The 20,788-nt window shown below is 62.5% G+C and carries 14 protein-coding genes; all 14 read left to right on the top strand.

All coding sequences use genetic code 11. From position 1 onward, the window contains the following. Positions 1 to 4: 4 nt before the first annotated feature. The 14 genes from aspA (at position 5) to HHL24_RS04225 (ending at position 20,715) form a co-directional block, all read left to right on the top strand. Positions 5 to 1,432, top strand: coding sequence for an aspartate ammonia-lyase (aspA, locus tag HHL24_RS04290; protein WP_169484182.1), 1,428 nt, complete (start codon positions 5 to 7; stop codon positions 1,430 to 1,432). A 110-nt stretch (positions 1,433 to 1,542) separates the two neighbouring features. Next, on the top strand, positions 1,543 to 2,835 hold the full coding sequence (locus HHL24_RS04285) for a dicarboxylate/amino acid:cation symporter (RefSeq protein WP_169484181.1): 1,293 nt from the start codon (positions 1,543 to 1,545) through the stop codon (positions 2,833 to 2,835). A 94-nt stretch (positions 2,836 to 2,929) separates the two neighbouring features. Next, positions 2,930 to 3,154, top strand: coding sequence for a hypothetical protein (locus tag HHL24_RS04280; RefSeq protein WP_169484179.1), 225 nt, complete (start codon positions 2,930 to 2,932; stop codon positions 3,152 to 3,154). A gap of 301 nt (positions 3,155 to 3,455) precedes the next feature. Continuing rightward, positions 3,456 to 6,149, top strand: a complete 2,694-nt coding sequence (gene aceE, locus HHL24_RS04275) for a pyruvate dehydrogenase (acetyl-transferring), homodimeric type (protein ID WP_169484178.1) — start codon at positions 3,456 to 3,458, stop codon at positions 6,147 to 6,149. Between the two features lie 22 nt (positions 6,150 to 6,171). Continuing rightward, a complete protein-coding gene (locus HHL24_RS04270) occupies positions 6,172 to 7,485 on the top strand; it encodes a dihydrolipoyllysine-residue acetyltransferase (RefSeq protein ID WP_169484177.1) in 1,314 nt (437 codons plus the stop codon). Positions 7,486 to 7,498: 13 nt separating this feature from the next. After that, positions 7,499 to 9,247, top strand: a complete 1,749-nt coding sequence (lpdA, locus tag HHL24_RS04265) for a dihydrolipoyl dehydrogenase (protein ID WP_169484175.1) — start codon at positions 7,499 to 7,501, stop codon at positions 9,245 to 9,247. A gap of 10 nt (positions 9,248 to 9,257) precedes the next feature. Further along, positions 9,258 to 10,058: an alpha/beta fold hydrolase gene (locus HHL24_RS04260; RefSeq protein ID WP_169484173.1), complete on the top strand. Its 801-nt coding sequence runs from the start codon at positions 9,258 to 9,260 to the stop codon at positions 10,056 to 10,058. An 18-nt stretch (positions 10,059 to 10,076) separates the two neighbouring features. Continuing rightward, positions 10,077 to 12,359: an NADP-dependent malic enzyme gene (locus HHL24_RS04255; RefSeq protein ID WP_169484171.1), complete on the top strand. Its 2,283-nt coding sequence runs from the start codon at positions 10,077 to 10,079 to the stop codon at positions 12,357 to 12,359. Between the two features lie 92 nt (positions 12,360 to 12,451). Further along, positions 12,452 to 13,792, top strand: coding sequence for an NAD(P)/FAD-dependent oxidoreductase (locus tag HHL24_RS04250; RefSeq protein ID WP_169484170.1), 1,341 nt, complete (start codon positions 12,452 to 12,454; stop codon positions 13,790 to 13,792). A 41-nt stretch (positions 13,793 to 13,833) separates the two neighbouring features. Then, positions 13,834 to 13,977, top strand: coding sequence for a hypothetical protein (locus HHL24_RS04245; protein WP_169484102.1), 144 nt, complete (start codon positions 13,834 to 13,836; stop codon positions 13,975 to 13,977). A gap of 47 nt (positions 13,978 to 14,024) precedes the next feature. Then, positions 14,025 to 15,206, top strand: a complete 1,182-nt coding sequence (locus tag HHL24_RS04240; protein ID WP_169484168.1) for an acetyl-CoA C-acetyltransferase — start codon at positions 14,025 to 14,027, stop codon at positions 15,204 to 15,206. Positions 15,207 to 15,231: 25 nt separating this feature from the next. Beyond that, the gene (phbB, locus tag HHL24_RS04235) at positions 15,232 to 15,984 is read left to right on the top strand and encodes an acetoacetyl-CoA reductase (RefSeq protein WP_169484167.1); all 753 of its coding nucleotides are present in this window, start codon (positions 15,232 to 15,234) and stop codon (positions 15,982 to 15,984) included. 715 nt (positions 15,985 to 16,699) lie between these two features. Further along, a complete protein-coding gene (locus HHL24_RS04230) occupies positions 16,700 to 17,986 on the top strand; it encodes an ATP citrate lyase citrate-binding domain-containing protein (protein WP_169484166.1) in 1,287 nt (428 codons plus the stop codon). Positions 17,987 to 18,015: 29 nt separating this feature from the next. Next, positions 18,016 to 20,715, top strand: a complete 2,700-nt coding sequence (locus HHL24_RS04225) for a CoA-binding protein (RefSeq protein ID WP_169484165.1) — start codon at positions 18,016 to 18,018, stop codon at positions 20,713 to 20,715. The last annotated feature ends 73 nt before the right edge of the window (positions 20,716 to 20,788 follow it).

Here is a 20,788-nt window from a genome sequence, read left to right as displayed (position 1 = left end):
GTCCATGGCTGCTGAAATATTCTTTAGATCCGAACATGATCTGCTTGGTGACCGTGACGTTCCCGCTCACGTCTACTATGGGGTTCACACGCTACGCGCGCTGGAAAATTTCCCGATTACCGGTTCGCCGATCTCGGTATACCCGGAGTTGATCAAGGCACTGGCGTCCATCAAGCAGGCCGCCGCGCAGGCGAATCATGAGTTGGGTCTGCTCGACGGGACGCGTTGTAACGCCATCGTCGGCGCCTGCGCTGAATTGCTGGAAGGCAAGCTGCATGATCAGTTTGTGGTCGACGTCATTCAGGGCGGCGCGGGGACCTCGACCAACATGAATGCCAACGAGGTGATCGCCAACCGCGCGCTCGAACTGTTAGGGAAGAAAAAGGGTGAATACCAGTATTTGCACCCGAACGAGCAGGTCAACATCGGTCAGAGCACCAACGACGTGTACCCGTCGGCCCTGAAAATCGCGACCTGGTTCGGCATTCTGAGTCTCATCGAGGCGATGGCCGTTTTGCGACGCGCCTTCGAAGCAAAGGCGCTGGAGTTCAAGGACGTTCTGAAAATGGGACGTACGCAATTGCAGGATGCGGTGCCGATGACGCTCGGCCAGGAATTCAGCACCTACGCCGTGATGCTCGGAGAGGATGAGGAACGGCTTCGAGAGGCGGCTCTGCTGATCTGCGAAATCAACATGGGCGCGACGGCGATCGGTACGGGCATTACCGCGCATCCCGATTACGCACCGCTGATCCTGAAGCATCTCAAGGAAATTACGGGCATCCCGCTTGTCACGGCACCCAACCTCATAGAAGCAACGCAGGACTGTGGCGCTTTCGTTCAGTTGTCCGGTGTGCTCAAGCGCGTGGCAGTCAAACTCTCGAAAACCTGCAACGACTTGCGTCTGCTCTCCAGCGGTCCGCGCGCGGGTCTTGGGGAGATCAACCTCCCGCCGATGCAGGCTGGATCGAGCATCATGCCGGGGAAGGTTAACCCGGTTATCCCCGAGGTAGTCAACCAGATTGCCTTCGAGGTTATCGGCAACGATGTCACCGTGAGTTTCGCGGCCGAGGCCGGTCAGCTCCAGTTGAATGCTTTTGAGCCGATCATCGCGCACAGCCTGTTCAAGAGCGTGACCCACCTGCGCAACGGCTGCTTGACACTCGCCGAGCGCTGCGTCAAAGGAATTACAGCCAACGAAGCGCGCTTGCGCGCGTCGGTCGAGAACTCGATCGGCATCGTAACGGCGCTCAATCCATACATCGGCTACGCCAACGCGACATCCGTGGCGATGGAGGCACATGCCTCGGGCGGGCGCGTCTACGACATCGTGCTTGAGCGGGGACTGTTGTCCGAGCAACAACTCGACGAGATCCTCAAGCCAGAGGTGCTCACGCAACCCACGCCGCTTCATATCCCGCCGACACGGTAAGCGATCTGGCCGCATAAAGTGCCCGGTGTTGAGCCGGGAAGGGACGAGTTGCCCAGGTACATATCGACGGACAGACCACGATCTGCCGCAGTTGCCGGAGACAGGACATCATGAAGACGAACAAGCTTACGACGTGGATCATGGTCGCCATGGTTCTAGGTGTCGGTGTGGGTTACATCTGCAACATCAATGCACCCGACGCGAAGGCAGCGAAAGAGATCGCCGGTTATTTATCGATTGCCACAGATGTGTTCCTGCGTCTGATCAAGATGGTCATCGCACCGCTCGTGTTCGCGACCCTGGTGGGTGGCATCGCCAGCATGGGGGACTCGTCCGCCGTCGGGCGGATGGGCACCAAGGCAATGGGCTGGTTCATCTCCGCTTCGGTGGCATCGCTGTTGCTCGGGATGCTGTTCGTGAACGTCCTGCAACCGGGCCACGCGCTCAACCTGCCCTTGCCGACCATGGCCGCAACGACCAATCTGCAGACTTCCACGCTCAACCTGAAGGACTTCGTTACTCACGTCTTCCCGAGGAGCGTGTTCGAGGCGATGGCCCAAAACGAGGTCCTGCAGATCCTGGTCTTCTCGCTGTTCTTCGGCTTTGCCATCGCCTCGTTCAAGGGCCGCGCCGGCCAACATTTGATCGCACCGATCGAGGAGCTGGGCAAGATGATGCTGCGCGTCACTGACTTCGTGATGCGCGTTGCTCCGCTCGGGGTATTCGGGGCGGTGGCCGCCGCGATCACCGTTCAGGGCATCGGCGTACTCGTGACCTACGGCAAGTTCATCGGCGAGTTCTACTTGGCCCTGCTGGTGCTGTGGGGGGCATTGATCGGGGCGGGCTATCTGTTTCTTGGTGCGCGTGTCTTTACGCTGCTCAAGCTGCTCAAGCAGCCGACTATCCTGGCCTTCTCGACCGCCAGCAGCGAAGCTGCCTACCCGACAGTCATGGAGCAGATGAAGAAGTTCGGTGTGCCAGACAAGATCACCGGCTTCGTGCTGCCGCTCGGTTACTCGTTCAATCTCGATGGCTCGATGATGTACTCGGCCTTCGCGTCGCTGTTCATCGCTCAGGCCTACAACATCCAGCTCAGCCTGACGGAGCAGATCACGATGCTGCTGGTGCTGATGATTACAAGCAAGGGTATCGCCGGTGTGCCGCGGGCGTCCATCGTCGTGGTGGCTGCCGTTCTGCCGATGTTCAAGCTGCCCGAAGCTGGCGTTCTGCTGATACTGGGTATCGACCAGTTTCTCGACATGGGCCGCACGGCGACCAACGTGATCGGTAACGGCATCGCCACTGCGGTGGTGGCTAAGTCGGAAGGCCTGCTCGGCGCCACCCGTGATACCGACGAGGACGACATGCTCGAGCCGCCTGAGCAGAACGCCTTGGCGAACTAAGCCGGAGCGGGGTTCGCCGGAGAGATTGCCCGCATCCGCGTAACGCGCTTTCTCAAACAACCTTTTGTCCTCCGGTGTGGTCCTGGGCCAGCCGGTGGATCAACTCGGCAAAAAAGGAGGGGACCTGCAAGTTTTCAAATCACTCAAACATTGGTTGGGACTCGGGCTTGGCGCCGCGTTGGTCTGCAATTCGCCGGCGCAGGCGCCGGTCGAAGGCGCGCCGCCCAAACTTCCCAACATCGTGATCCTGTTGATGTTGGCGCTTACCCGAACAGAGGACACGAAGGACATTCAACGCATGTTTTCTATCTACCAGTGAATCGGAGTACAGATTGACTTAACGCTGCCAGCGTTATGACAGCGAACCCTGGATAGCGCCGAGATAAGCGTATTGCATGACGGCCTTCGGGAAGGACTGCGCGTTGCTCGGAAAACCATATGACGCCGATGGTCGCTATTACGGAGTTTCATTCAGGCGCTGCGAGGCGAGCGGTTATGAGTTGTTTTGAATCAATGATTTGAAGGGGGGCTGTGTCCTGTGGCTGCTGGCACAACCATTGCATTATTAGGGCAAGAAACCGTCGCGCCGCCCACGGACGCGAAACAACAAAGGAGACAAGATGGACGTGAATGACGATCTCGATCCACTCGAGACCAGTGAGTGGCTGGATGCACTGCGCGCCGTCCAGCAGCATCGCGGCACCGAACGGACCAACTACCTTGTCAACTCACTGGTGGACGCGGCGCGGCGCGACGGTGCGTACGTGCCACATTCACTGACGACTGCCTACAAGAACACCCTCTCGCCCGAACAGGAACAGAAGTCTCCCGGCGACCGTGCCATCGAACATCGGTTGCGCTCGATCATCCGCTGGAACGCGCTGGCAATCATCCTGCGTGCCAATCAGCACAGCTCCGAACTCGGCGGCCACATCGCCAGCTTCCAGTCGGCTGCCACGCTCTACGACATCGGCTTCAACCACTTCTGGCATGCGCCAACGGATGCTCACGGCGGCGACCTGATCTACATTCAGGGGCACAGCGCGCCGGGCATCTATGCGCGCGCCTTCGTCGAAGGACGTCTGACTGAAGAGCAATTGCTCGGCTACCGTCAGGAAACCGGTGGCAAGGGTTTGTCCTCCTATCCGCACCCGTGGCTGATGCCTGACTTCTGGCAGTTCCCGACCGTGTCAATGGGGCTAGGGCCGCTGATGGCGATTTATCAGGCGCGCTTTCTGAAGTATCTGGCGGGCCGAGGCCTCGCCGACACTGCGCCGCGCAAGGTGTGGGCCTTCATGGGTGACGGGGAGATGGACGAGCCCGAATCGCTAGGCGCGATCTCGCTGGCGGGTCGTGAGCGGCTGGACAATCTGATCTTCGTCATCAACTGCAACCTGCAACGGCTCGACGGCCCGGTGCGCGGCAATGGCAAGATCGTGCAGGAACTGGAGTCGGTCTTCCGAGGCGCAGGCTGGAACGTCATTAAGGTGCTGTGGGGCAGCGGTTGGGACAAGCTGCTCGCGCGAGACAAAAGTGGTCTGTTGCTCAGACGCATGGAAGAGTGCGTCGATGGCGAATATCAGGATTTCAAGAGCAAGAGCGGCGCGTATGTGCGCGAGCACTTCTTCGGCAAATATGAAGAACTCAAGGCGCTTGTCGCCGACATGAGCGACGAAGATATCTGGGGGCTCACGCGCGGCGGCCATGATCCCGACAAGGTATTCGCTGCCTATGCCGCTGCGGCGAAGCACACCGGTCAGCCGACATTGATTCTGCCGAAGACAGTCAAGGGCTACGGCATGGGCGAGTCTGGCGAAGGGCAGATGATCGCTCACCAGGCCAAAAAAATGACCCAGGATGCGTTGCGCGGCTTTCGCGACCGTTTCCAGATTCCGGTGGCCGACGAGGATCTCGCCAAGGTGCCCTTCATCAAGCTGGCCGACGATAGCCCGGAGATGAAGTACCTGCACGCGCGCCGCGCTGATCTCGGCGGTTATCTGCCGCAGCGCCGGCGGCGGTCCGCATCGCTCCAGGTGCCGCCGCTCGACACCTTCAGGCGCTTGCTCGAGCCGACCGGCACGCGTGAAATCTCCACCACGATGGCCTTCGTGCAGATGCTCGGAACACTGGTGCGTGACAAGACCATCGGCAAGCACGTTGTGCCTATCGTGCCGGACGAATCGCGCACCTTTGGCATGGAGGGGATGTTCCGCCAGCTCGGTATCTACTCGTCGGTGGGCCAGCTCTACAGGCCGCAGGACGCTGACCAGTTGATGTACTACCGCGAGTCGAAAGACGGTCAGGTGTTGCAGGAAGGCATCAATGAAGGCGGGGCGATGTCGAGCTGGATCGTCGCGGCCACCTCGTACAGCACGAGCAACGTGCCGATGATTCCGTTCTATATCTACTACTCGATGTTCGGGTTGCAGCGTGTGGGCGACCTGGCCTGGCTGGCCGGCGACATCCGCGCACGCGGCTTTCTGCTCGGCGGCACGGCAGGGCGCACGACGCTCAATGGCGAGGGCCTGCAGCACGAGGACGGTCACAGTCACATCATTGCCGGGACGATTCCCAACTGCGTTTCCTACGACCCCACATTTGCCTATGAAGTCGTGACCATCGTGCGCGAGGGCATGCGGCGCATGGTCGAGCAGCAGGAGGATGTTTTCTATTACATCACGCTGATGAACGAAAACTATCCCCATCCGGGCCTTGCCGATGCGCCAGCCGTGGCTGAAACCAGCGTGGAGGAGGGCATCCTCAAGGGGCTGTACCTGCTGAAAGCCGGCGGCGACACGGCAAAGAATGGCCATCGTGTGCAACTGACGGGCAGCGGCACGATCCTGCGCGAAGTGATCGCTGCAGCCGAGCTGCTCAAAGAAGACTTCAACGTGACGGCCGACATCTGGAGCGCGACGAGCTTCAACGAGTTGAGGCGCGACGGCATGGCCACGCAGCGCTGGAACCTGCTGCATCCGACGGACTCGCCGCGCCAGAGCTGGCTTGAGCGCTGCCTCGACGGCCATGAGGGGCCGGTGGTGGCATCGACCGACTACATGCGGGCATACGCCGACCAGGTGCGCGAGCAGGTTCAGAACAGCGGGCGCCGCTTCCTGGTGCTGGGCACCGACGGCTTCGGGCGCAGCGACTACCGGGCCAAGCTACGGCGCTTCTTCGAGGTGGATCGCTATTACGTAGCGGTTGCGGCGCTGAAGTCGCTGGCCGATGACGGTGCGATTGCTCCGGCGATCGTGGCCGAGGCGATTGCCAAATATGGTCTGGACACCGAGCGCGCGGCCCCGTGGACCGTTTGACATGCTGAGGATGACACAACACATGAACCAGGCAATCGATATAAAAGTGCCCGACATCGGTGACTTCCACGACGTGCCGGTGATCGAGATATACGTGAAGGTCGGCGACACGGTCAAGGCTGAAGACCCATTGGTGTCGCTCGAATCGGACAAGGCGACGATGGATGTGCCGGCGCCGCTCGCCGGCGTGGTCAAGGCGATCCAGGTGAGCGTTGGCGACAAGGTTAGCGAAGGCGGCGTCATCATGACCCTTGCCACTGAAGCGGTGTCTTCCACATCCGTGGCCTCGCCCGGGGCTGCCGTAGCAGCACTTGCACCTACACCTGCACCTGCACCTGCACCTGAGCCAGCGCCGGCAAAGTCTGCATGCGGCTTCGACGAAGCCGGCTTCGCGCTTGCGTATGCGGGCCCGGCGGTGCGCAAGCTGGCGCGCGAGCTGAACGTGGATCTTGGCAAGGTCAAAGGCACTGGCGAGCACGGTCGCGTCGTACGCGCTGATGTCGAAGCATTTGCGAGCAATGGCGGTGTGTCGGCTGCCACTGCCGGGACTGCTGCAAAAAGCGCTGCGGTGCCCGCTGGCGGTGGCAGTCTGGACCTGCTGCCCTGGCCCAAGGTCGACTTCGCGAAGTTTGGCCCCGTCGAGCGTAAGGAGCTATCGCGCATCAAGAAGATCTCGGCGGCCAACCTGCATCGCAACTGGGTGGTCATTCCGCACGTCACCACGCACGACGAAGCCGATATCACCGATCTCGAGCAGTTCCGCGTGCAGATGAACAAGGAACTGGAGAAATCGGGCATCAAGATCAGCATGCTGCCGTTCATGATGAAGGCAGCGGTGGCTACGCTAAAGGCGTTTCCCGAGTTCAACGCGAGCCTTGAGAAGAGCGCCGACGGTGACGCGCTCGTCCTGAAACAGTACTACCACATCGGCTTTGCGGCTGATACGCCGAACGGGCTGGTGGTTCCTGTGATCCGCGATGCCGATCGCAAGAGCGTGCCCGAGATCGCGAAGGAGATGACCGAGCTGGCAAAGCTGGCCCGCGAGGGCAAGCTCAAACCCGAACAGATGCAGGGCGGCAGCTTCACGATCAGTTCGCTCGGGGGCATCGGCGGCATCTATTTCACGCCGATCATCAACGCACCCGAGGTCGCCATCATGGGCGTGTGCAAGAGCTACTGGAAGCAGCACTCCAGCGACGGCAAGAGCTGGACCTCGCGGCTGACGCTGCCGCTGTCGTTGTCCTGGGACCATCGCGTGATCGACGGCGCTGCCGCCGCGCGCTTCAACGTCCATTTCGCCAACCTGCTCGCCGATCTGCGGCGCGTTCTGTTCTGATGGGCGTACTGCAATGACCAATCTCGTAGAAGTGAAAGTGCCCGACATCGGCGATTTCAAGGATGTCGCAGTGATCGAGTTGATGGTGAAGGTCGGCGAGGTGATCGCCGTCGATACCGGCCTGATCATGGTCGAGTCCGATAAGGCCTCGATGGAGATCCCGTCCACACATGCCGGCGTGGTTAAGGAACTCAAGGTAAAGGTCGACGACAAGGTCAGCGAAGGCTCGGTGATTCTGCTGGTCGAGGCCACCGGTGCCGCATCTGCACCGGTCTCGTTGCCGGTCGCGGCGCCCCCAACTGCGCCTGCCACGGCGCCGCTGCCGGCCTCGAGTTATGGCGGCAAGGCTGATGTGGAGTGCGAGGTGCTGGTGCTTGGCGCTGGCCCCGGCGGCTACTCAGCAGCTTTTCGCAGCGCCGATCTCGGCATGAAGACAGTGCTGGTCGAACGTTACGCGACGCTGGGCGGCGTGTGCCTGAACGTGGGCTGCATCCCGTCCAAGGCGCTGCTGCACACCGCTTCGGTGATGGATGAGGTCAGGCATCTACCCGATCACGGCATCCGCTACGGCGCGCCCGAGATCGACCTCGACAAGCTGCGCGCCTTCAAGGACGGAGTGGTCGGCAAGCTTACCGGCGGCCTCGCCGGTATGGCCCGGGCACGCAAGGTTGAAGTGCTTACCGGTGTCGGCAGCTTTGTCGATCCGCATCACCTCGAGGTTGTGGCGGCGGACGGCGGCAAACGCGTCGTCAAGTTCGCCAAGGCAATCATCGCGGCGGGTTCGCAGGCGGTGAAACTGCCCTTCATGCCCGAGGACGAGCGCGTGGTCGACTCGACCGGTGCGCTGCAGTTGAAGAGCATCCCCAAGCGCATGCTGGTCGTGGGCGGCGGGATCATCGGGTTGGAGATGGCCACGGTCTATTCGACGCTAGGCACACGCATCGATGTGGTCGAGATGCTCGACGGCCTGATGCAGGGAGCCGATCGTGACCTGGTGAAGGTTTGGGACAAGATGAATGCACACCGCTTCGGTCACGTGATGTTGAAGACGCGTGCGGTGAGTGCGAAAGCGACCGAGGCCGGTATTGAGGTCGGCTTCGACGGCGGCATTGCGCCCGGCGAGCCGCAACTTTACGACCTCGTGCTGGTGGCCGTGGGCCGCAGCCCGAACGGCAAAAAGATTGGCGCCGACAAGGCCGGGGTGGTGGTGACTGAGCGCGGCTTCATTCACGTCGATCGGCAGATGCGTACCAACGTGTCGCACATCTTTGCGATCGGCGACATCGTCGGTGAGCCGATGCTGGCGCACAAGGCTGTGCATGAAGCGCATGTGGCGGCGGAAGCGGCGCATGGCGAAGCGAGCTTCTTCGACGCGCGTCAGATCCCGTCTGTCGCCTACACCGACCCTGAGGTGGCCTGGGCCGGCAAGACGGAAGAGCAGTGCAAGGCGGAAGGCATCAAGTACGGTAAGGCGCTGTTTCCGTGGGCAGCATCGGGACGCGCGATCGCCAATGGTCGCGACGAGGGCTCCACCAAGTTGATCTTCGACGAAGCCACCCATCGCGTCATTGGCGGTGGCATCGTCGGCACCCACGCGGGCGACCTGATCGGCGAGGTGTGCCTCGCAATCGAGATGGGCTGTGAGCCGGCCGATATCGGCAAGACCATCCACCCGCACCCAACCCTGGGCGAGTCGATCGGCATGGCCGCGGAAGTCTTCGAAGGGCATTGCACCGATCTGCCTCCGCAGAAGAAGAAATAGGCCCCGCACCATGACACTTGATCTGGCATACGAATCGATCGGCGACGGACCGCCGCTATTGATCCTGCACGGGTTGTTCGGCTCCGCCAGCAATTGGCGGGGCATCGCGCAGGTTCTGGCCGGTACTCACCGCGTGATCAGCATGGATTTGCGCAACCACGGAGAGTCGCCGTGGGCCGACTCGATGAGCTACCCCGAGATGGCCGACGACGTGCTCCGCCTGATCGAGCAAGAGGGGCTGGAGCGGCCCGCGATCATGGGGCACAGCATGGGTGGCAAGACGGCGATGGCGCTTGCCCTGTTGCATCCCGAGCGCGTGGGCCCCCTGATCGTGGTCGACATTGCGCCGGTCAGTTACGCCGATCACCTGTTGCTGTTCACCGACGCGATGCGCGGCGCGGGCATGCTCGGCGCCTTCGGTCACGCCGACGCATGGGAGCGCCTGACCCGTCTGGTGCCGATTCTCATGCAGCACCCGGCGTTGGGCAATGCGCTCGTTGACTGGCGTACCAACCTGCCGGGCATTGCCACCGCCATCCAGTGCCTGAGTGCTTTCCCCGCCGAATTGCGCGAAATGCGCTGCTCGCAGCCGGTACACGTGATTGCCGGCGGATGCTCCGGTTACGTCGCGCGGCTCGACGGCGCCGAGTTTCGCCCGATGTTTGAGCAGGTGGAGGTCGAGGTCATCGGCGCAGCGGGCCACTGGGTCCACGCCGAGTTGCCGCAGCGTTTTCTCGATTCTGTTGCCGCTGCGCTGCGCGACATGCCGCTTGCCATACCCGTACCTGTTCCTGCCGCGACGCCGGTCTAAAAAACTCTGGAGACGACCATGACGGACAATCTGCGCGAAGACGCACTCGACTATCACCGCTATCCCACGCCGGGCAAGATCTCGGTTACGCCGAGCAAACCCATGGTCACCCAGCGCGACCTCGGTCTGGCGTATTCGCCGGGTGTCGCGGAGGCTTGCCTCGCGATCGTCGACGATCCGCGCGAGGCCGGCAACCTGACGGCGCGCAACAACCTCGTGGCCGTCATCACCAACGGCACGGCGGTGCTGGGACTCGGCAACATCGGCGCGCTGGCCGGCAAGCCGGTGATGGAGGGCAAGGGCTGTCTCTTCAAGAAGTTCGCCGGCATCGACGTGTTCGATATCGAACTCGACGAGACCGACCCCGACAAGCTGATCGACACCATCGCGCGCATGGAGCCGACTTTCGGCGGCATTAACCTCGAAGACATCAAGGCGCCTGAGTGCTTTTACATCGAGCAGAAGCTACGCGAGCGCATGAAGATTCCGGTCTTCCATGATGACCAGCACGGCACAGCGATCGTGGCTGCGGCGGCCATACTCAATGCGCTCAAGCATGTCGGCAAGGATATTGCCGAGGTCAAGCTGGTGGCCTCGGGAGCCGGTGCCGCGGCGCTCTCCTGCCTTGACCTGATCGTCAGCCTCGGGCTGCCGATGCGCAACGTGTTCGTATCCGATAGCAACGGCGTGGTCTACGCCGGCCGCAAGGAGCAGATGGATCCGAACAAGGCGCGCTATGCTCAGGACACCTCAGCGCGCACGTTGGGAGAGATCATCGAGGGGGCTGACATTTTTCTCGGGCTGTCTGCCGGTGGCGTGCTCAAGCCGGAGATGGTCAAGCGCATGGCGCGCGCGCCGATCATCCTGGCGATGGCCAACCCGACGCCGGAGATCATGCCCGAAGAGGCGCTCGCCGCGCGCCCCGACGCGATCCTGGGCACTGGTCGTTCGGACTACCCGAACCAGGTCAACAATGTGTTGTGCTTCCCTTTCATCTTCCGCGGCGCACTCGACGTCGGCGCTACTACGATCAATGAGGCGATGAAGCTGGCCGCCGTGCGTGCGATTGCCGAGCTCGCGCACGCCGAAATTCCCGAAGTCGTCGCGCAAGCCTATGGTGCCGTCGGTCTGCGCTTTGGCGCGCAGTACCTGATCCCCAAGCCGTTCGATCCGCGCCTGATCGAAGTGGTGGCGCCTGCGGTCGCCCAGGCGGCGATGGACAGCGGCGTCGCCACGCGGCCGATCGACGACCTGGCCGCTTACCGCCAGCGTCTGAGTCAGTTCGTCTACCAGTCTGGCAGCGCGATGCAGCCGGTGTTTGCCTCCGCCAAGCGGGCGCCAAAGCGGGTGCTCTACGCGGAAGGCGAAGACGAGCGCGTGCTGCGCGCCGCGCAGGTGGCGGTGGACGAGCGAATCGCGCATCCACTGCTGGTCGGCCGGCCGGAGGTGATTGCCGAGCGCATTGCGCAATACGGTCTGCGCCTGCGGCCCGGCACCGATTTCGAATCCGTCGACCCGTTGGATGCGGCGGTTTACGGTGGGGCCGCAGAGGCGTACTACCGCCTTGTACGCCGCCTCGGCGTGTCGAGCGCGCAGGCACAGGCGGAGATGCGCAGCCACGGCACCCTGCTGGGCGCGATGGCACTGCGCGAAGGCCGCGCCGACGCGATGCTGTGCGGCACCTTTGGACGCTATCAGGATCATCTCGGCTACGTGAGCGACGTGATTGGCCTGAAGCGCGGCACGCAGACGTTTGCGGCCATGCAGATGCTGATGCTGCCGGGGCGTCAGTTGTTCATCTGTGACACCCACGTCAATCTCGATCCGACGGCTGAGCAGATCGCCGAGATCACCCTGCTGGCAGCCGAAGAGGTGCGGCGCTTCGGGATCGTGCCAAGTGTGGCGTTGCTGTCGCATTCAAGCTTTGGCAGCTCGGATGCGGGCTGCGCAGTCAAGATGCGCGAGGCACTGGCGATTGTGAGGGCGCTTGATTCAGCGCTTGCAGTGGACGGCGAGATGCGCGGCGACGCGGCGTTGTCGCGCACGATCCTCGAACACGAGTTTCCAGACTCAGGTTTGAGCGTGGAGGCCAATGTGCTGGTGATGCCCAACGTCGATGCGGCCAACATCTCCTACAACTTACTGCGGATGGCGGCGGGTGGGGGTATCACGGTCGGCGGCATCTTGCTGGGGGCGGCGCGGCCGGTGCATATCCTCACGCCTTCGTCGACGGTGCGCCGGATCGTCAACATGACGGCGCTTGCCACCGTCGATGCGGGTTCGCAACGGAGCGGCCAATGACAGCGGGCGAGGAGCCCGAGGCCGTGCTCGACGCCGTTGAACAACCTATGCCGGTGACCGCACGGCGCTGAGAACTGGAGCGGGGTCAATCCATGAACACGACAACCGATCGCTCGCGCGAGCGTCATCGCATCGTCATTGTTGGCGGCGGCGCGGGCGGGCTCGAACTGGCCACCCGGCTGGGCAACACACTTGGCCGGCGTGGTCAGGCCGAGGTCACGCTGATCGAACAAAACCGCACTCACGTCTGGAAGCCCAAGCTGCATGAGATCGCCGCCGGCAGCATGGACATGAGCGCGCACGAAGTGGGTTATCTCGCACAGTCGCACTGGCATCATTTCCGCTATCGAGTTGGCGAGATGGTGGGCCTGGATCGTGAGCGGCGTGAGGTGCTGGTAGCGCCTCACGTCGATGGCGATGGCCAGCAGGTTACGCCGCAGCGTGCATTCGGCTACGACACCCTGGTGATGGCCGTCGGCAGCCAGAGCAATGACTTTGGCACGCCGGGCGTGCGCGAGCACGCGATGCGGCTGGAGTCGGCCGCCGATGCACTGCGTTTCCATTCGCGCATGGTCAATGCCTGCATCCGAGCACACGCGCAGACCACGCCGCTCAGACCCGCACAGCTGCAGGTGGCCATCATCGGCGCCGGCGCTACCGGGGTCGAGCTGGCGGCGGAGTTGCACCGGACGACTCGCGAAGTGGTGGCCTTCGGCCTCGACCGCGTCGATGCCGACAAGGACATCCGGGTGACAGTCATCGAGGCCGCCCCGCGCGTGCTGCCGGCTTTACCGCCGCGCTTGTCGCAGGCAACGGAGGACCTGTTACGCCGGCTTGGCGTGGAGGTGCGCACGAATGCTAAGGTAGCCGAAGTGTTGCCGGATGGCGTGCGCTTCGCCGATGGCCAGTTACTGCCCGCCGAACTGGTGGTTTGGGCGGCCGGCGTCAAGGCACCCGATTTCCTGAAGGACATCGCCGGTCTCGAGACCAATCGGGCAAATCAACTGGTGGTGCTGCCTACGCTCCAGGTCAGCCGCGACGAGAACATCTTTGCCATCGGCGATTGCGCGGCGTGCGCCTGGTCCCAGGCCGGGGAACGTGCCCTCGTGCCGCCTCGCGCGCAGGCCGCGCATCAGCAGGCCACGCATATGGTGCGGCAGATTCGGCGCCGGCTGGCGGGCAAGCACCTCGACGAATACCGCTATCGGGATTTCGGCTCGCTGGTGTCGTTAGGTGAGTTCAGCACGGTCGGCAACATGATGGGCGGACTGATCGGCGGCAACCTGGTGATAGAGGGCCTGTTCGCGCGTCTGATGTACCTGTCGCTCTACAAGATGCACGAGCTGGCACTGCACGGCTTTCCCAAGGTTGCGCTCGACACGCTTGCGCGTCTCATCGTGCGGCGCACCGAACCGCATGTAAAGCTGCACTGACGCTTTTCGTCCCAATCGCTCACCTTCGAGGCACGAAAACCGTGATCACGTCACCCCGCGATCCCAATGCCTGGCTCGCCGGGCACGCCGGAGGTCAGGTCAACGCACCTAAGAAGGCGGATAACCGCAAATACCCTGTGATCGAGCCGGCACTGGGCCGTTACGTCAAAGACAAGGCGCGCTGAGGCCACCGGTTGTGTGTTTTAGCATCATCCACCTAGAAGGAGTGAACATGTCCGATATCGTTATCGTCGCCGCCGCCCGCACCGCCGTGGGCAAGTTCGGCGGCACCCTCGCCAGGACCCCTGCGGTTGATCTCGGCGCTCATGTCGTCAAGGGCCTGCTCGCTCAGGCCGGCGTGGCTGCCGATACGGTCAGCGAGGTCATCATGGGGCAGGTTCTGACCGCCGGGGCAGGCCAGAATCCGGCGCGTCAGACTGTCATCAAAGCCGGACTGCCGCAGGCCATTCCCGCTATGACCATCAACAAGGTGTGCGGCTCCGGCCTCAAGGCTGTGATGCTTGCGGCGCAGGCCATCAAATGCGGCGACGCGGAGATCGTCGTGGCGGGCGGCCAGGAGAACATGAGTGCCGCGCCGCATGTGCTGCCGGGTTCCCGCGACGGCTTCCGCATGGGTGACGCGAAACTGGTTGACAGCATGATCGTCGACGGCCTGTGGGACGTCTACAACCAGTATCACATGGGCACCACGGCCGAAAACGTCGCCAAAGAGTACGGCATCACGCGCGATATGCAGGATGCGCTGGCGCTTGCATCGCAGCAGAAAGCCGCTGCGGCGCAGGACGCTGGCCGCTTCGCGGACGAGATCCTGCCGTTCTCCATCGCGCAGAAAAAAGGCGAGCCGATTGTGTTCGCCGCGGACGAGTTCGTTAATCGCAAGACCAGCGCCGACGTGCTGGCCGGTTTGCGGCCGGCCTTCGACAAGTCCGGATCGGTGACGGCGGGCAATGCGTCGGGCCTGAATGACGGCGCAGCCGCCGTGCTGGTCATGAGCGCGCAGCGCGCGGCTGAACTCGGCTTGCGTCCGCTCGCCGTAATCCGCGCGTACGCGTCGGCTGGCCTCGACCCGACCCTCATGGGCATGGGTCCGGTGCCAGCCTCCCGGTTGTGCCTCAAGCGCGCAGGCTGGTCGGCGCAGGACCTCGACCTGATGGAGATCAACGAAGCCTTCGCCGCGCAGGCCTGTGCGGTGAACCGGGAAATGGACTGGGACACCAGCAAGATCAATGTCAACGGCGGCGCCATTGCCATCGGTCATCCGATCGGCGCGTCCGGCTGCCGGATTCTCGTGACGCTGCTGCACGAGATGAAGCGCCGCGGCGCCAACAAAGGCCTAGCGTCGCTGTGCATCGGCGGCGGCATGGGTGTGGCACTCGCCGTCGAGCGGGCATGAACGAGTTTATTGACCAACGAGGAGAATGAGCATGACACAAAACCGCGTAGTACTCGTCACTGGCGGAATGGGCGGCCTGGGCGAAACGATTTCCACCAAGATGGTTGACGCCGGCTACAAGGTGGCCGTGACCTACTCGCCCGGCAACTCCCGGCACGGCGAATGGGTCGCGCAGATGAAGGCGAACGGTTACGAAATTCTCGCTGTGCCGTGCGACGTGACCGACATCAACTCCTGTGCGAGCGCGGTGGCGCGCACGCAGGACGAACTCGGTCCGGTCGACGTACTGGTCAACAACGCCGGTATTACGCGCGACATGACCTTCAAGAAGATGGACAAGGTCAACTGGGACGCGGTGCTGCGTACCAACCTCGACAGCCTGTTCAACATGACCAAACAGGTCGCCGACGGCATGGTCGAGCGCAACTGGGGGCGTGTCATCAACGTGTCGTCAGTCAACGGCTCCAAAGGGGCCTTCGGCCAGACCAATTACTCGGCGGCCAAGTCCGGGGTGCATGGCTTCACGAAGGCGCTGGCGCTAGAAGTCGCGAAGAAGGGCGTGACCGTGAATACTATCTCGCCTGGCTACATCGGCACGAAGATGGTGACGGCCATTCCCGAGGAAGTGCTGAACTCGAAGATCCTGCCCAATATCCCGGTCGGCCGCCTCGGCAAGCCGGAGGAAGTGGCTGGCCTGATCATCTATCTGGCTTCCGATGAGGCCGCCTTTGTGACCGGCGCCAACATCGCCATCAACGGTGGCCAGCATATGCAATGAGGGGCTCGCGAGCCCTTTGCTTTTTGCCGTATGGTGGCCTTGGGGCTCTGATTTCTGATTTTATTCGGTAGTGCTTTTTATTTTATCGGGCGGCGCGATGTGGCGCCGCTCCGCTGGCTTCTGCGTGCTGCGCTTTGGCTCGAGCCCTGATGTCTGACCTGACTGGCGCGCACGGGAAACCATACGCCACCGCCTTTGCTATTCCGGTATTCCGTTCTGGCGCCGTGGGTTGGTCGATCGAAAAATAAATTAAATCAACGGTTTGGGCGCTGCCGTATCGGCTCGCGGAAATTGGCATGGTCATTGCTTTTTACAGGTCAAAACACGCGGCGGCGTCATTCATGCGAACCGCCGGGAGGAGACGAAATGAATGCAAGCGACAAGCTCGATCTGGTTGAGACCGGCGAGCGGACAGGCCGTCCGTGCCCTGTTCAGCCACATCGCGAGAGCGAGCGAACCCACCGACCCGACGGCCGTGCGGCAGGTAGCGCACGAAGCGCACGACGTGGCGGTGCACGAATGCTTCATCGGCTCCCCCCTCCAGAAAACCCCACACCCGAGCCAGTCTCCGGACAGCGCCGGACGCCGCCGCGCTTGCGCATTCACGGCCGTGCGAAGCGTCAAGTGGTGCTGCCGGCAAGCTCTTCCGACTTTGAATCTGCCGGTCCCCATCCTGTTTGACCATTAGCGAAATGCTCTTCTAAGGAGGCACATCATGCAAGTCACCGGAATGTTCCATGGCTCAAGGATGCTCCAGTTCGTCGATTTCCCCACCACCGAAGTGCTGGGGCCGAGCGCCAGCGAAGAGGAGATCCGTGCGCTGATCGACAGGCACGGCCTGATTTTCATCAAGCCGATGTTCAAGGGTGGTGTCGGCAAGAAGGGCAAGGCCGGCCTGATCGGCAAGGCCACTGACCTGAAGACTGCGCTGAAAGAAAAGGAGCGTCTGTACTTTGTGGAGCACAGCGTCGGCAACACGGTGGCCAAGGCCAACGGCGTTACCTTCGAGGCAGGCGTGCCTGCCGAACACGAGGTCTATTTCTCGATTACCGACTCGACGCACTTCCGGGCGCCAACGATGACGCTCACCCACCACGGCGGCATGGACATCGAGGAACTCGACAGGACCCAGGTGGCGCAGGTGCCATTCGATCCGCTCACGGGGCTGAAAGCCTTTGTCGTGGCCAATGCGCTGTCCGCGCTCGGGGCGCCCAAACAGATCATTTCGCCGCTGGTGCAGCACCTGCCCAAGTTGTGGGAGCTGTACCACGACTACGGCATGACGACGCTCGAGTTGAATCCGATCCGCATGCGGGTGGACAAGAAAGGCCGTATGACGCCCGTTGCTTGCGATTTCAAATGTGGCTTCGATCGCGACGACCCCCGCTGGCGGCGTCTGAATCTGCCGGCCAGCCTGTTTGCGGTGGACTACTCCGACTTCGAGCAGGAGATCAACCAGTTGCGCACCTACCAGGGGCAGAGCGACGTCTACGTGATCAATTCGTCAGGCACCATCCTCGCGCCGACTTTCGGCGGAGGGGCGAATTCGCTCGTCACCCAGATGCTCGGCGACGACGCCATCATCTCCTCGGACTTTGGCGGCAACCCGCCGTACGAAAAAATGAAGGAAGTGGCGCGCATCTGCTTTAAGCACTGGCTCAAACAGAGCAACGTGCTGTTCATTATCGGCGGCAAATCGAATAACACGGACATCTTCGAGACCTTCCGCGCGATGGCCGATGCCCTGCGTGAGCATTTCAGCCGTCACGGGGCCACGCCGCTGTACGTCGTGATTGGCCGCGGCGGCCCGAACCTGGTGCGCGGCATGGGCGCGATGCGCGACACCCTCGATGCGCTAGGTCTGCCGTATCGCTTCTTCGGCTTCGACTCCGATATGAGCGAAGTGGTGCTGCATGCGAAGCAGGTCGACGCCTGGATGAAAGCTGGTGGCCGCGAGCAGGTCGCGGCCAGGCTCGGCATCGCGCCCAGCCTGGCGGCCTGACTGTTGCCATCACAGACAAGGAGAGTGTCATGTACAAACAAGGCGTAGGCGATTTCAAATATTTCGTCGGGACCAGTTCCCTCGCTCAGGTGGCTACCCGGGAGGACCGCGTCTGCGTGCTCAATATCCTGGGCGGCGAGTCGAGCGACGTGACGCCGGTGGGCCATGCCTATTCGGGCGGCAATGTGGTGTTCGGCACCGCGCCGGGTAAGCGCGGCCAGGTGCTGGAGACCGCGCTGGGCAACGTGCCGGTTTACAACAACGTGCTGGAAGGCATCAACGACGGCCACCGCTTTAATTGCGGCGTGATCTACCTGCCGCCCGCGGCGGCGCGTGACGGCGTGGCCGAACTGATCCGGGTCAATCCGGAACTCAAGAAGATTTTCATCGTCACCGAGAAGCTTGCCGTACACGATTCGCGCGAAATCCGCGCGATGGGGCAGGCCAACGGCATCGATATATTCGGCGGCAACAGTCTGGGCGTAGCCGATACGTGGAACCAGGTGCGCATCGGCGGTGCACTGGGCGGCGACCATCCGGAGGAAGCACTGCGTCGTGGCTCGATTGCGATCTTCTCCAACTCGGGCAACTTCACCACGACCATCGCAACCTATCTGCGCATGGCCGGATGGGGCACGACGACATCGATTTCCAGCGGCAAGGACGTCTATATTCATTTTGCGGCCCCTGAGTTCGCGTTTGCGCTGTCCAACGACGCTCGCAGCAAGGCCGCCGTGCTCTACGTCGAGCCTGGCGGCTATTATGAGCTGGACGCCAACTTCACCAAGCCTGTCGTGGCTTGCGTGGTGGGCCGCTGGAAGTCCCGGCTGACCCGCTCAGTTGGGCATGCGGGCGCGATGGCCGGCGGCGCCGACGACGCGCTCAGCAAGGAAGGCTGGTTCATGGAAAAGTTCGGCGTTGACGGTATCTTCACGCCCGAGCGTCCGGTGTTTTCGGCCAAGGGCGCGTTGGTCACCAACATCGCCCACATTCCTGCCGCCCTGACTGCAGTGATGCGCGAGAATGCCTGCCGTCCCGACTTCGAATCCGAGGGCAGCCTTGCCCTGAAGCCATGGTTCGGCGCAAACCACGGCTTGACCTTGTCGCCCGAGATCGACTTGCCCGTCGTTGCCGCAGCGGCCCCCTACAACGAACAGATCGCGGCGCTCAATCAGCAGATCGGCGCGGTGCCGCCGCGGCAGACGCTGAAGGACGCTTCGGGCGCCTCGCAGATGGACGCGAGGACCCAGGTCACCAGCCTGCACGGCGTCTCAATGCTCGACGCCGCGCAATATCCGCTGGAAGCGAACGTCAGCCTTGCGTTGCTGCACGAACCCGGCGGCGCGAATGATCAGCGTTTGATCAATGTGGCGATCGGCGCCGGTCTCAACCTGTACGGCCACCCGGCGCTGGCTGCGGCGCAAGCGGCGCGCGAAGGTGGCAATGCCCCCAACAGCGTGCTGGCTGCCGCGGCCAGCATTCTCGGGCCGCGTAGCCAGGGTCAGGCGCGCAATGCAGCGCGCGTGCTGATCGATAGCTTCGTCGCTGCCGGCGTGAGCGACGCGCTGGACGAAAACTTCGATACGGACCGCATCAAGATCGACGAACCGGCGCTCTTCGTTGGCGCCGATCCCGATGCCCGCGCTGAGGCAATGCTCGCGGGTCTGCGCGCACGCGGCGTGAAGTCGATCTTCGTGCGCTACCTGGAAACCTTGCCCGGTCATCCTACAGCCGACGCCGTGCTCGCCGCGATCACCACCACGCTCGCGTGGGGACCGCTGATGCGCAAGCGCGTCTCGCGACTGACGGCCGAAAGCCTGCCGTGGTGGATGCGGCTGTTCGGCGCGTTGATTGGCGCCTCGGTATCCGCCGAACAACATCGGCCGGACAGTTTTTGCGGTATCCCGACAGCAGAGATCCTGCAGCAGCGGCCGATCAGTGAGGTAGCCTTTGCCGCCCTGCTTGGTATGACGCCGACGCCGGCCGACCTGCTCTCGTTTCAGGTGCTGGTGGGACTGCTTCTGTCCAACGGCCCAGGCACGATCTCCGCCCAGGGTGCCAAGGGTGCGGTCTCGGCCGATGGCCCGGAGGACCCGGAGCGGGTCCAGCTCAACAAGGGACTGGTCGGTTTTCTCACCCACACGGGTTACACACACGGTGGCAACGGCTACGAGGGCATCGCTTTCCTGATCGAGCAGTTCAAGGATACAGGCCTGACCGATCCGGGCAACCCCAATCACGGTATCGATCTGAAGGCGCTGGCGTTGAAGTATGTCGAGGCCTATGCCCGCTACAAGTCGAATAAGAAGAACAGCGGCAGCCTGGACATCCAGAAGATTCCTGGCGTCAATCACCCGGTGTTCAAGGACAAACCGGTCAATCATGATCCGCGCGAGGTTTTCATCCGCAAGCTGATGGCCGAGCATCACGAATACAACGTCTTTCACGACTTCTACGGCACCCTCGTGGAGACGCTGTTCGAGGCCGGTGTATCGCGCAACATTTACTGCGTGAACGTCGATGCGGTCATCGCCGCGCTGTTGCTGAAGATGCTGTGGCAACCCTACCGCCGCGGCGAATATGACAGCGCCGCGCTGGAGACAGCGGCCTTCACGATCTTCCTGTACCCGCGCATGCTCGGTTGCGCCGCCGAGGTCGATGACCACATGAACCGCGGCCGCAACATGGACACCCGTACGCCGGCATCACAGTGCCAGTTCGTCGCTTGAGCGCGCGCGGCCGGATGCCCGGATCGACATGGCCAGGCGTTGGCCATGTCGATCCAACATGAGACACAGATTC

Source organism: Paraburkholderia polaris (assembly GCF_012927345.1).
Classification (GTDB): domain Bacteria; phylum Pseudomonadota; class Gammaproteobacteria; order Burkholderiales; family Burkholderiaceae; genus Paraburkholderia; species Paraburkholderia polaris.
This window is presented reverse-complemented; position numbering and strand designations above follow the sequence as displayed.